We start from the raw sequence: 12,265 nt of genomic DNA on the forward strand, positions 1-12,265 counted from the left end.
CAGTCCGCCCGTCAGTCGACGGCGCCCATCCGCGCGTTCCGCGCCGCGGTCAGTTCCAGCACCGTGCGCCAGTCCTCCAGGACCCCGGCGTCGAACACGGTGGTCCGGGCCTCCTCGTCCGCCTGGCGCAGGCTGAGCAGGTCGTCGTCGTGGGCCCACGCGTCGGGGTGGGCGTGGCGCCGCAGCAGACGGGCGACGCGGGTGCCGAGCAGCGGCCGCACCGCGTCGGCGGTCCGGACCGCCGGGTCGCCGGGCCACAGCAGCCGGCCCACGGGCGACACCAGTCCGGCCACCTGCAGCTCCTTGTCGGCGGGGCGGCGCCGGCGCAGCAGCGCGGCGGTCCGCAACGCGTGCCCGTGCAGGTCCACGGCCCCGCCGCGGTCCGCGGCATACCGCTCGCCCCGGCAGGCGTACAGCAGGTCCATCAGCTCCTCGACGCTGCGCAGTTCCATGCCTCGGTCCTCCCACGAGACAGCCGTTGCCGACCGGCAGCAGACCATGACGAGCTTGCGCCGCAGCCAACGGCGACTTAACTGCGCGACGCCCACCGTCGATATTCGAAGCCGCGGTCGGTTATGTAGGCCGAACGGGTGAGTCGCGCACGGTGCGAAGAGGGAGATAAGCGGGCAGACTGGGCCAACTGCGCCCGGAATGAACGGCAATGGTTCTCCCATGTTTTGAGCCCCATAGAGCGCACCCCCGCTCATTTGGTTAGTCTGGAGCGGACGGACGGCAGTACCGGGCCCTACCCACACCCAAGGTCCGTCATGGGACGAGCCGCTTCACAACGGCCCGCTCCCGCCCGAGTTGCCGGCGCCACCGCGTCCGAACTGCATTCGACCCAGACCCCAGCGGGCACCAGGGGCCGGACGGGAGACTGGCCGGCAGGGCCCCAGGGTGACCCGACACATAAGGAGTGCGCGGTGACACCGGAGACGACGACCAAACCGGAAAAACGCCCCAGGGAACGCACCGAGCGTGCGGGCCGCCGACCCGGAGAGATCGGCAGCCTCGACGTGTGGGCCCGGTCCGCCCCCATCCGCCTCGCGGGCTACGAGGACGACCTCGCCGAGCCCCACATCCTGCCCAGCGTGGACTGACACCCCCTGACACCCCCGCCGCCGCGCGCATGGGCGTGCGAGACTCACGCCCATGCTGATCAGGGAAGCCACGGCCGACGACTGGCCGCACATCTGGCCCTTCTGGCACCGCATCGTCGCCGCCGGTGAGACCTACACCTGGGACCCGGACACCTCCGAGGAGGTCGCCCGGGCCCTGTGGATGAACCCCGCCAAACGCGTCTTCGTCGCCGAGGACGACACCGGCGCCGTCGTCGCCTCCGCCTACCTCACCCCCAACTACGGCGGCCCCGCCGCGCGCACGGCCAACGCCGGCTTCATGGTCGACCCCGACCGGGCGGGCCGCGGCACCGGCCGGGCCCTCGCCGAACACGTCCTGGCCGCCGCCGCGGCCGACGGCTACCGGGGCATGGTCTTCAACGCCGTCGTCGAGACCAACCCGGCCGTGAAGCTCTGGACCTCCCTCGGCTTCACGATCCTCGGCACGGTGCCGGACGCCTTCGACCACCCCCGGCACGGCCGGGTCGGCCTGCACATCATGTACCGCGCGCTGTAGACGGCCTCAGTCCAGCGGCGCCGTACGCCGCCACGGACGCAGCGCCTCGATCCGCTCCGCCACCTCCAGCAGCGCCGCCTCCGACCCCGGGCGCCCCACCAGCTGCACGGCGCGGGGCGCGCCCGAGGGCAGGGTGCCGACCGGCACCGTCATCGCCGGCCAGCCGGTCAGGTTCCAGGGCGGCGTGAAGGGCGAGTACGCGGAGTTCGCCGCGACGTTGCGCAGCCAGCCGCGTTCGTGCCAGGGGGCCGCCTCGGGGGAGCGGCGGGCCAGCGCCGGGGTGAGCAGGACGTCGTACTCGGCGAAGAACGGCTCCAGGCGGGCGCGCAGTGCCTGCCGGGCGGAGCCGGAGGCGGCGGCGGGGACGAAGGGCCGCCCCAGCGCCGCGTGCACCCGCGTCCGCCGGGCCAGCAGCCGCCGGTCCAGGCTCCGGGCGTCCACGGAGGTACCGGCCGTCCAGTGGGTCAGCGAGGTCACGCCGAGCGACGCCGGGTAGGGCGGGTCCGCCCGCCGCACCTGGTGCCCCGCCCGCATCAGGACCCCGGCCGCCTCCCGGACGGCGTCCGCGTACGGACGCGAGGCGGTGATCCCGGCGAGCGGGCTGCGCAGGGAGGCGGCGATCCGCAGGGCGCCGGAGTCCTCCCGGGGCGTCGGCCCGCCGTCCGCGAGGACCCCGAGCACCAGCCGGACGTCCGCCACCGTCGTCGCCAGCGGCCCGTTCTCGGACATGCCGAACCAGGCGCCGTCCCCGATCCCGGCGGGCACCATGCCGGACCCCGGCTTGATGGTGACCAGACCGCAGGTGGCCGCCGGTATGCGCAGCGACCCCATGCCGTCGTTGCCGAGCGCGACCGGCACCATCCCGGCGGCGACCGCTGCCGCGCTGCCGCCCGACGAACCCCCCGCCGAGCGGGCCGGGTCCCACGGGTTGCGGGCGTTGCCGTGCACGCCCTCACTGGTGCCGAACACGCACAGCTCGGGCACGTTGGTCAGCCCCACCACCACCGCGCCGGCCGCCCGCAGCCGGGCCACGGTGACGTGGTCGTCCCCCGCGGGCTTCTCCGGCGTCGCCGCCGACCCGACGCGGACGGACTCGCCGCGCACCGCGAGATTGTCCTTGACCGCCACCGGCACGCCCGCCAGCGGCAGTCGGGCCAGGTCGTCCCGGGCGCCCACCTCCTCGGCCTCCGCGAGGGCCGCCTCGGCACGCACCGCGCGGAAGGCGCCGACGCGGCCGTCGAGCCGCTCGATCCGGGCGAGGTGTTCCGCCACCACCTCGACCGGCGTGGCCCGCTTCTCGCGTACGGCGGCGGCGATCTCGGTGGCGGTCCGGCCGGCCCAGTCGGTCACAGCGGGCTCCTCGGGGTGCGGGGGACGGGACTACTGGCGAGTAGGCAGGGAGCACTCTGCCCGCCCGGACGCCTCCGCGTCGAGAGGCGGGAGCCGCGAAGCCGGGGCCGGCACAACGCGCGCACCGCACGGTTCGGACCGCGCGCCGAAGGGGAGCTGTACCCACGTCCGCTCCCGCAACCGTCTCCCCGAAGTCAGGTAACCGCCCGCCCCACCGACCCCGGAGCACCGCATGCATGACGACCGCGACCTGGTGGAAGCCCGTCTCCAGCGCGTCCTCGACGAGCGCGTCCGCCCCGCCGTGTACCCCGAGTCCGTGCCGCTGGACGTGGCGGTCTGGCACGCGCCCGGCGAGCCCGTGCCGGTGGAGGAGGGCCTCGCCGCCGCACCCGAGCCCATCGCGGTGGGCGCCCGCTGGGGCGCCCCCTGGGGCACCAGCTGGTTCCGCGTCACGGGCACCGTGCCCGAGCGGTGGGCCGGCCGGACCGTCGAGGCCGTCCTCGACCTCGGCTTCGACGAGAACATGCCCGGCTTCCAGTGCGAGGGCCTGGTCTACCGCCCTGACGGCACCCCCGTGAAGGGCCTGAACCCGCGCAACCAGTGGGTGCGGATCGGCGCCCCCGCCAAGGGCGGCGAGGAGGTGCGCCTGCACGTCGAGGCGGCGTCCAACCCCGTCATCTTCGGTCCCCGTCCCTTCGTGCCCACGCCGCTCGGCGACAAGGAGACGGCGGGCCGCGAACCGCAGTACACCCTCACCCGCATGGATCTGGCCGTCCTCGACGAGACGGTGTGGAACCTCGTGCTCGACCTGGAGGTCCTCGGCGAGCTGATGGCCGAGCTGCCGGTTCAGTCGCCGCGCCGCTGGGAGATCCTGCGCGCGGTGGACAGGGCCCTGGACGCCCTCGACCTCCAGGACGTCAACGGCACGGCGCACGGGGCCCATTCCCGCCTCACCGAGGTGCTGTCCGCCCCGGCCGTCCCCTCCGCGCACCGCGTCAGCGCCGTCGGCCACGCGCACATCGACTCGGCGTGGCTGTGGCCGCTGCGCGAGACCGTGCGCAAGGTGGCCCGCACGGCCGCCAGCATGACCGCCCTCCTGGAGGACGAGCCCGACTTCGTCTTCGCCATGTCCCAGGCCCAGCAGTGGGCGTGGGTGCGCGACCACCGGCCCGAGGTGTGGGCGCGGGTGAAGAAGGCCGTGGCCGACGGCCGGTTCGTGCCGGCCGGCGGCATGTGGGTGGAGTCGGACACCAACATGCCCGGCTCGGAGGCGATGGCCCGGCAGTTCGTGCACGGCAAGCGGTTCTTCCTCGACGAGTTCGGCGTCGAGAACGACGAGGCGTGGCTGCCGGACACCTTCGGCTTCGCGGCGGGCCTGCCGCAGATCATCAAGGCGGCCGGCGCCAAGTACCTGCTGACGCAGAAGATCTCCTGGTCGCAGACGAACACGTTCCCCCACCACACCTTCCGCTGGGAGGGCATCGACGGGACCCGGATCTTCACGCACTTCCCGCCCGTCGACACCTACAACTGCTCCATGAAGGGCGGCGAGATCGCCCACGCGGCCCGCAACTTCAAGGACAAGGGCGTCGCCCGGCACTCCCTCGCCCCGACCGGCTGGGGCGACGGCGGCGGCGGTACCACCCGCGAGATGGTCGCCAAGGCCGCCCGGCTGCGGAACCTCGAAGGCTCCGCCACCGTCGAGTGGGAGACCCCGCACGCCTTCTTCGAGAAGGCCGAGGCCGAGAACCCGCGGCCACCCGTGTGGGTCGGCGAGCTGTACCTCGAACTGCACCGCGCCACCCTCACCAGCCAGGCCAGGACCAAGCAGGGCAACCGCCGCAGCGAGCACCTCCTGCGCGAGGCCGAGCTGTGGGCGGCGACGGCGGCCGTGCGCGCCGGGTTCCCCTACCCGTACGACGACCTGGACCGCGTCTGGAAGACGGTCCTGCTGCACCAGTTCCACGACATCCTCCCCGGCTCCTCCATCGCCTGGGTGCACCGCGAGGCACGCGCCACCTACGACCGGGTCGCCGGCGAACTGAACGGGATCATCGAGGCCGCCCAGCGCGCCCTGGCCGGCGACGGCGACACCCCGCTGCTCTTCAACTCCGCCCCGCACAGCCGGGCCGGCGTCCCGGCGGGCGCCGCCGCACCGCCCACCACCGGGGGCCGCACGCATCTCACCCCGCGCCCGGACGGCGGGCACGTCCTCGACAACGGCCTGCTCCGCGTCGGGATCGACGCCCGCGGCCTGGTCGTGTCGGCGTACGACCTCGCCGCCGACCGCGAGACCATCGCGCCCGGCCTGGCGGGCAACCTCCTCCAGCTCCACCCCGACCTCCCGAACAAGTGGGACGCCTGGGACGTCGACGCCTTCTACCGCAACACCGGCACCGACCTCACCGACGCCGACGAGGTCGCCCCCGGCGACGACGGCGCCTCGGTGCGGATCGTCCGCTCCTTCGGCTCCTCCCGCGTCACCCAGGTGCTCAGGCTCGCGCCGGGGGAGCGGCGGCTGGAGGTGGACACCGAGGTCGACTGGCACGAGACGGAGAAGTTCCTCAAGCTCGCCTTCCCGCTCGACGTGCACGCCGAGCGGTACGCGTCGGAGACCCAGTTCGGGCACTTCCACCGGCCCACCCACACCAACACCAGCTGGGAGGCGGCCAAGTTCGAGGCCTGCAACCACCGCTTCGTGCACCTGGCGGAACCCGGCTGGGGCGTGGCGATCGTCAACGACTCGACGTACGGCCACGATGTCACCCGCACCGTCCGCGCCGAGGGCGACCCGGGGACGACCACCACGGTCCGGGCCTCCCTGCTGCGCGCCCCGCGCTTCCCCGACCCCGAGACCGACCAGGGCGTGCACCGCTTCCGGCACGCGCTGGTGCCGGGCGCGGACATCGGCGACGCCGTGCGCGAGGGCTGGCGGATCAACCTGCCCGAGCGGCGCGTGACGGGCGCCGGTGAGGTCGCGCCGCTGGTCTCCGTGGACCGGGACGCGGTCGTGATCACCGCCGTCAAGCTCGCCGACGACGGCGGCGGCGACGTCGTGGTCCGCTTCCACGAGGCCCACGGCGGCCGGGCGAGGGCCACCCTGACGGCCGGTTTCCCGGTCGCCGGCGTCGCCGTCACCGACCTGCTGGAACGCCCCCTCGCCGAGGAGGAGGCCGCGGTGGAGAGGGACGGCGACCGGATCGCCGTACGGCTGCGCCCGTTCCAGCTGATGACCCTGCGGCTGAGGCGGGCGTAGCGCCGGCGCGCGGGCCCGCCCCGCCCACCGGGCGGGCCCGCGCGGCTACGACCCCCCGGGCCCCCCGGTCAGCCGCGTGGGCGGCAGATAGTCCCGCACGTACGTCCGCTCCCAGCAGGCGCCCGTCTCCCGCAGCTCGCGCCACGTCGTGTACCGGTAGCGGAACAGCCGGGCGCGGACGAAGCGCGGTGGCGCGTCCGGCGGGAACGGGGAGCGGCGCAGCAGCCTCAGCGTGGCGCGGTCGTTCTCCAGCAGCCGCTCCACCAGGGTGCCGAACCACGCCCCGGCGTAGGAGGGCGACAGCGCGGCGAACCACATCAGCCAGTCCAGCCGCAGGTGGTACGGCGCGAACTGGCGCGGCCAGCGCCGCGGGTCACCGGGCTTGCCCTTGAACTCGTACTCCCGCCAGTCCCCGTCCTCGCGGGCCACCGCGTCGGCGGTCCCCTCGATCACCACCTCGTGGCGGACCCGGCTGACGGTCCCGAAGGCGCCGTAGGTGTTGACCAGGTGCAGCGAGTCGAAGGAGCGGTTCATCACCTGGCGGCGGGAGAGCATGTTCCGCACCGGCCGATGGCTGAGGAACACCAGCAGCGCCGCCACCGCGAGGACCACGACCACGTACCAGAGCGGAGCCGCCGGCACGGACGGCGGACCGGCCGGGAACCGGACCGCCGACAGGGCCAGCACGATGGTGATCCAGTTCAGCCAGGAGAAGTTACCCGACAGCACCAGCCACAGCTGCGTGACGATCATCAGCGCCGCGGCGGCCGACGCGACGGGCTGCGGAGTGAACAGCAGGAAGGGCACCACGAGCTGCGTGACGTGGTTCGCGGCCACCTCCACGCGGTGCAGCGGCCGGGGCAGGTGGTGGAAGAACCAGCTCAGCGGGCCCGGCATCGGCTGGGTCTCGTGGTGGTGGTCCAGGCAGGTCAGCTTCCGCCAGCAGTCGTCGCCCCGCATCTTGATCAGCCCCGCCCCGAACTCGACGCGGAACAGCAGCCAGCGCAGCAGGAACAGCACGACGACGGGCGGCGCCACCTCGTCGTTGCCGAGGAACACGGCGACGAACCCGGTCTCCAGCAGCAGCGACTCCCAGCCGAAGGAGTACCAGGTCTGCCCGACGTTGACGATCGACAGGTACAGCACCCACGGCACCAGCCACAGCAGCATCGCGCCCCACAGCGGCAGCAGTGAGTCCAGCCCGGCCAGCAGCGCCGCCGACACCGCGCACCCCGTCCAGGCGCAGAGCGCGAAGAGACGGTCCGAGTAGCGCAGCTGGAACAGGCTGGGCGCCCGCCGGAACGGCACCCGGGCCACGAAGCGGGGCACCGGCGTCAGACCGCGCTCGCCCATCAGAGCACGGAACTGCAGGGCGGCCGTCAGGAACGCGACCAGGTACACGACCGCCAGGGCACGCTGGAAGACCAGCCGGCTCAGCCAGTAGTCGGGTGCGGTGAACCACTCCAAGGCCGCGCTCCTCTCCTCCGGTCACGCTCTGTGTACCCCGGCCGGCCGGGTCCCCGCACGGCCCGCGGATCACGAGTCGAAGAATCGGACGAATCCTGGCAAGGTAGGGCTCATGGCTGACCGGGGAGCGAGTGCCCTGTCACTCCCGGACGACTGGCCCGCCCACCCGGACCCGATCCTGGCGCTCAACCGCATGGGCAGCTTCGACTGGGACCTGGACACGGGACTGTTCCACATGGACGCCCAGGCGTACGAGGTGTTCGACCTGCGCCCCGAGGAGTACGACGGACGCCCCGAGTCCCTGGCCATGCGCGTCCCCACGGCCGAGGGGCACCGACTGGACGCCCTGGTGGCCCAGGCCATGAAGGACGGCAGCGAGAACTACGGCACCTACTTCCGCCTGCGCTGCCGCGACGGCACCCTGCGCTGGACCCGCACCCAGGGCTACATCCGCCGGGACGAGACGGGCCGCCCCCGCCGCATCATCGGCATCGTCCGCGACGCCACCCAGGAGATCGGCGACATCGAGGCCCGCCGCGAGCAGGCCGCGCAGGACGAGGCCCGCCGCCGGCTCACCAACGTCGTCCAGCTCGCCACTGCCGCCCTCGCGCACGCCCGCACGGTGGACGACGTCATCGACGTCCTGCGCGACACCCACGGCCTCACCCGCCTGGGCGCCACCAGCCTGGTGATGGGGCTGGTGGAGGCCGGCCGCATCCGCCTGGTCGCCGACGGCCCCGACGACAGCTTCGTCCCCGGCACCCGGGTCACCCGGATCGACGAGCCCTACCCGATGAGCGAGGCCGTACGGACCCTCAGCCCCCGCTTCATCGAGTCGCCGGAGGAGTTCGCGGAACGCTATCCCGGCCTGTGGCGGAACATCACCCACCTGAACATCACCTCAGCGGCCTACCTGCCGCTGATCGCGCAGGCCCGGCCCATCGGCGCGATCGGCCTGCTCTACAGCGACCGGTACGGCTTCTCCGCCCAGGACCGCAACGTCCTCGTCGCCCTCGGCAGCGGCATCGCGCAGAGCCTCCAGCGGGCCATGCTCTACGAACAGGAGATGGACCTCGCCGAGGGCCTCCAGCAGGCCATGCTCCCGCGCACCATCCCCAGCGTGCCCGGCTGCGACGTCGCCGTCCGCTACCGCGCGGCTTCCATCGGCGGCGCCCTCGGCCGCGACATCGGCGGCGACTGGTACGACCTGATCCCGCTGCCCGGCGGGCGGGTCGGCGCCGTCATCGGCGACGTCCAGGGCCACGACACGCACGCCGCCGCCGTCATGGGCCAGCTGCGCATCGTGCTGCGCGCCTACGCCGCCGAGGGGCATCCCCCCGCCACGGTGATGGCCCGGGCCTCCGTCTTCCTGCACGAACTCGACACCGACCGCTTCGCGACCTGCCTGTACGCGGAGGCCGACCTGGCCACCGGCGTGGTCCAGATGGTCCGCGCCGGGCACATCGACCCACTGCTGCGGTCCGGCGACGGCGGCTGCCGCCGCGTCCGCGTCGAGGGCGGGCTGCCGCTCGGCCTGTCCGCCGAGTTCGGCCGCCTCGCCTACCCGGTCTCCACCGTCGAACTGGACCCGGGCCACACCCTGCTGCTGTGCACCGACGGTCTGGTCGAGCAGCCCGGCGTGGACCTCGACGAGGGCACCGAGGTCCTCGCGGCGCTGGTGACCGCCGGCCCGCAGGACGTGCGGGACCTGGCCGACCGGCTGATCGACGTGGCCGACGAACGCCGCGGCGACGACGACGTGGCGCTGCTCCTGCTGCGCCGCCACGGCACGGGCGCCCCGCGGACCTTCGGCCGGCTCAGGCAACACGTGTCCCCGGGCGACCCGCAGGCCCTCACCGAGGCCCGGCACATGATCCGCGCCGCCGTCCGGGCCTGGGGCGCCCGGGACCAGAGCGACGAGATCGAACTCGTCGCCGACGAACTGGTCACCAACGCCCTCATGCACACCGAGGGCTCCGCCATCGTCACCCTGCGGCTGCTCACCGGCACCGACCGCCGGCTCCGGGTGGAGGTCGAGGACACCTCCAGCGCCCTGCCGCGCCGCCGCGAGGCCGGGGACGACGGCGTCTCGGGGCGCGGGCTGCTCCTGGTCGAGTCGCTCGCCGACACGTGGGGCGTGGAGGCGCGCGGCGGCGGCAAGTGCGTGTGGTCCGAGTTCCTGGTGACCCGCCGCACGGGCTGAAGCCCACTGGCACTGTCGGTCCCCGGTGGCACCCTGGACGTATGCCCGAACTGCCCGAGGTCGAGGCGCTCAGGGATTTCCTGACCGAGCACCTGACCGGCCGCGAGATCGTCCGTGTGCTGCCCGTGGCGATCAGCGTCCTGAAGACGTACGACCCCGCGCCCACCGCCCTGGAGGGCCACCGGGTGGCCGCCGTGCACCGCTACGGCAAGTTCCTCGACGTGGCGACCGCCGACGGCCCGCACCTGGTGACCCACCTGGCCCGCGCCGGCTGGCTGCACTGGAAGGACAGCCTCCCCAGCGGCATGCCCCGGCCCGGCAAGGGCCCGCTCGCCCTGCGCGTCGCCCTGGACACGGGCGCCGGCTTCGACCTGACGGAGGCGGGCACGCAGAAGCGGCTCGCGGTGTACGTCGTGGCCGACCCGCGCCAGGTCCCGGGCGTGGCCCGGCTCGGCCCCGACCCGCTCGCCGACGACTTCGACGCGTCCCGCTTCGCCGCCCTCCTCGACGGGGAGCGGCGGCAGCTCAAGGGCGCCCTGCGCGACCAGAGCCTGATCGCGGGCGTGGGCAACGCGTACAGCGACGAGATCCTGCACGCGGCGAGGATGTCCCCGTTCAAGCTGGCCGCCTCGCTCACCGACGAGGAGACCGCCCGCCTGTACGCGGCCCTGCGCGCCACGCTCACCGAGGCGGTCGAGCGCTCCCGGGGCGTCGCGGCCGGCCGGCTGAAGGCCGAGAAGAAGAGCGGCCTGCGGGTCCACGGCCGCACCGGCGAGCCCTGCCCGGTGTGCGGCGACACCGTCCGGGAGGTCTCCTTCAGCGACTCCTCGCTCCAGTACTGCCCGACCTGCCAGACCGGCGGCAAGCCACTGGCGGACCGCCGGCTCTCCCGGCTGCTCAAGTGAGCCTCGCCGGGCGCCGCGCTCACTCGGCCGGCAGTGTCACCAGACGCTCCCCGTCCGCGGTCCGCACCTCGTAGCGGGCGATCTGGCCGGGACGCAGGGCGGCGCCGCCGTGCAGGGTGTTCGCCCCGGCGCCGCGTCCAGGGGCGTTCCAGCTGGTGACCGTCTGCTCGGTGCCGTCCCGGCCGACGGCGACCAGGCGGCAGGCACGCGGTCCCGCCGCGTCCTTGACCCTGACCTCCACGCCGGTGCCCCAGGTCTCGTCCTGGGCGGTGACCTGCGCCCACACCCCGGACCGCTCGTCGGTGGCGGCGACCCGCACCGCCGGCGCGGCGGACGGGCCGGCGTGGAGCACGGCACCCGGGCCGGCCGCCGCGCAGACGACCGCGGCGGCCGCGGCGTACAGCACCCGCCTGCGGCCGGTCCGCCGGCGCGCGGCCACCTCGGACAGCAGCCGGTCCAGCAGCCGTGGACCGGGCCTGGTCATGGGGTGGACGAGGCGTGGCGTCGCCTGCCGGTAGAGCATCAGCTGGCGGGTCGCGGGGCCGAACTCGGTCACCCGCGTCGCGCACCGGGGGCACTCCATGAGGTGGTCCTCGAAGCGGAACGCTTCCGCCTCGTCCAGCACGCCGAGCGCGTAGGCGCCGACGTCACGATGCCTCTCCAGGGACCTCATGCCGAATCCTCGTACCGTTGGGTGCGGGTGGGGTTACCGCGTGCTCCCACCGGTACGCACCCGACCGCCGAATCACTCAAGGCACGGACAGAATCGCGGGCCAGGTATTCGGAGCCGCCGGGCCGCCGGATTGGTCCGCTCCCGGAGAAATCCGGAACGCGTCGGAGACGAAGCGCGGCGGCCTAGAAGAGGTGGATGGCGAGGTGGCCGAGCGGCAGCCCCAGTTGCCAGGCCGGCGTCCACACCTTCGGCCCCTCGTCCTCGCCGGTCATGGGCGCGCCGCCCGGCACCGCGTTCAGGTCCGGGGCGAGCAGCTCGGTCTCCTGGAGCCAGCGCCACGCCGCCCGGGCCAGGTCGAGGTCCGGTGAGTGCCGTCCGGCGGTGATCGCCTCGGCCGTGACCTCGGCGAGCCGCTCGTGCACCCACTCGTGCCACGGCTGGTCGTAGGCGGTCAGCGAAAGCCAGGTCTCCAGCCGGGTGATGACCCGGACACCGCCGAGTTCGCCGTCGGTGTCGGACAGGAAGACCGTCAGCGCCAGCGCGTCGCGCCCGGCGCGGAACTCGAAGGACGTGGGCGGCATCAGGTCGCCGGTCCGCAGCAGCTCGTCGGCGATGTACTCGGCGTACAACCACGCCATGGGAACGGTCAGTTCACCGCCGCCCGTGCCGTCCGTGCTCTCTTGACCTCTGTGCAGCATCCCTTCCTGCCTTCCTCCGGTGCGTGCGCGTCGCCCGACCCGGGTCATGGGCCCCCGTCCGGAACACGGATGAGGACA

Annotated in this window: 10 protein-coding genes; 5 read left to right on the forward strand and 5 right to left on the reverse strand. The window is 73.9% G+C overall.

Annotated features, from left to right (window positions below):
- Nucleotides 1-11: 11 nt before the first annotated feature.
- The gene (locus ACFIF2_RS20655) at nucleotides 12-452 is read right to left on the reverse strand and encodes a hypothetical protein (protein WP_395574660.1); all 441 of its coding nucleotides are present in this window, start codon (nucleotides 450-452) and stop codon (nucleotides 12-14) included.
- A 471-nt stretch (nucleotides 453-923) separates the two neighbouring features.
- Here ACFIF2_RS20655 and ACFIF2_RS20660 point away from each other — a divergent pair, with 471 nt between their 5' ends.
- Both ACFIF2_RS20660 and ACFIF2_RS20665 read left to right on the forward strand, forming a co-directional pair.
- The gene (locus tag ACFIF2_RS20660; RefSeq protein WP_395574661.1) at nucleotides 924-1,100 is read left to right on the forward strand and encodes a hypothetical protein; all 177 of its coding nucleotides are present in this window, start codon (nucleotides 924-926) and stop codon (nucleotides 1,098-1,100) included.
- A 52-nt stretch (nucleotides 1,101-1,152) separates the two neighbouring features.
- Entirely contained in the window at nucleotides 1,153-1,635 is a 483-nt protein-coding gene (locus tag ACFIF2_RS20665) for a GNAT family N-acetyltransferase (protein ID WP_395574662.1), read from the forward strand.
- 6 nt (nucleotides 1,636-1,641) lie between these two features.
- On the opposite strand, the gene ACFIF2_RS20670 is transcribed toward ACFIF2_RS20665, so the two are convergent.
- Complete coding sequence (locus ACFIF2_RS20670; RefSeq protein ID WP_395574663.1) at nucleotides 1,642-2,985, reverse strand: amidase; 1,344 nt, start codon at nucleotides 2,983-2,985, stop codon at nucleotides 1,642-1,644.
- Nucleotides 2,986-3,217: 232 nt separating this feature from the next.
- On the opposite strand from ACFIF2_RS20670, the gene ACFIF2_RS20675 reads away from it, so the two are divergent.
- On the forward strand, nucleotides 3,218-6,241 hold the full coding sequence (locus tag ACFIF2_RS20675; RefSeq protein WP_395574664.1) for an alpha-mannosidase: 3,024 nt from the start codon (nucleotides 3,218-3,220) through the stop codon (nucleotides 6,239-6,241).
- 45 nt (nucleotides 6,242-6,286) lie between these two features.
- Here ACFIF2_RS20675 and ACFIF2_RS20680 read toward each other — a convergent pair whose 3' ends face one another.
- Nucleotides 6,287-7,708 (reverse strand): lipase maturation factor family protein, encoded by a 1,422-nt coding sequence (locus ACFIF2_RS20680; RefSeq protein ID WP_395574665.1) that lies wholly within the window; start codon nucleotides 7,706-7,708, stop codon nucleotides 6,287-6,289.
- A gap of 112 nt (nucleotides 7,709-7,820) precedes the next feature.
- On the opposite strand from ACFIF2_RS20680, the gene ACFIF2_RS20685 reads away from it, so the two are divergent.
- Entirely contained in the window at nucleotides 7,821-9,911 is a 2,091-nt protein-coding gene (locus tag ACFIF2_RS20685; protein WP_395574666.1) for a SpoIIE family protein phosphatase, read from the forward strand.
- A 41-nt stretch (nucleotides 9,912-9,952) separates the two neighbouring features.
- Entirely contained in the window at nucleotides 9,953-10,816 is an 864-nt protein-coding gene (locus ACFIF2_RS20690; protein ID WP_395574667.1) for an Fpg/Nei family DNA glycosylase, read from the forward strand.
- Between the two features lie 19 nt (nucleotides 10,817-10,835).
- Here ACFIF2_RS20690 and ACFIF2_RS20695 read toward each other — a convergent pair whose 3' ends face one another.
- Together ACFIF2_RS20695 and ACFIF2_RS20700 are read right to left on the reverse strand one after the other, a co-directional pair.
- On the reverse strand, nucleotides 10,836-11,489 hold the full coding sequence (locus tag ACFIF2_RS20695; protein ID WP_395574668.1) for a zf-HC2 domain-containing protein: 654 nt from the start codon (nucleotides 11,487-11,489) through the stop codon (nucleotides 10,836-10,838).
- 182 nt (nucleotides 11,490-11,671) lie between these two features.
- Nucleotides 11,672-12,187, reverse strand: a complete 516-nt coding sequence (locus ACFIF2_RS20700; RefSeq protein ID WP_395574669.1) for a hypothetical protein — start codon at nucleotides 12,185-12,187, stop codon at nucleotides 11,672-11,674.
- Nucleotides 12,188-12,265 lie beyond the last annotated feature (78 nt).

The organism is Streptomyces sp. BK79 (assembly GCF_044142145.1).
GTDB lineage: Bacteria > Actinomycetota > Actinomycetes > Streptomycetales > Streptomycetaceae > Streptomyces.

Bases quoted from the DNA above. Each gene is read 5' to 3' on its own strand.
- ACFIF2_RS20655 (WP_395574660.1), bottom strand. From the start codon at position 452: ATGGAACTGCGCAGCGTCGAGGAGCTGATGGACCTGCTGTACGCCTGC.
- ACFIF2_RS20700 (WP_395574669.1), bottom strand. From the start codon at position 12,187: ATGCTGCACAGAGGTCAAGAGAGCACGGACGGCACGGGCGGCGGTGAA.
- ACFIF2_RS20695 (WP_395574668.1), bottom strand. From the start codon at position 11,489: ATGAGGTCCCTGGAGAGGCATCGTGACGTCGGCGCCTACGCGCTCGGC.
- ACFIF2_RS20665 (WP_395574662.1), top strand. From the start codon at position 1,153: ATGCTGATCAGGGAAGCCACGGCCGACGACTGGCCGCACATCTGGCCC.
- ACFIF2_RS20675 (WP_395574664.1), top strand. From the start codon at position 3,218: ATGCATGACGACCGCGACCTGGTGGAAGCCCGTCTCCAGCGCGTCCTC.
- ACFIF2_RS20690 (WP_395574667.1), top strand. From the start codon at position 9,953: ATGCCCGAACTGCCCGAGGTCGAGGCGCTCAGGGATTTCCTGACCGAG.
- ACFIF2_RS20685 (WP_395574666.1), top strand. From the start codon at position 7,821: ATGGCTGACCGGGGAGCGAGTGCCCTGTCACTCCCGGACGACTGGCCC.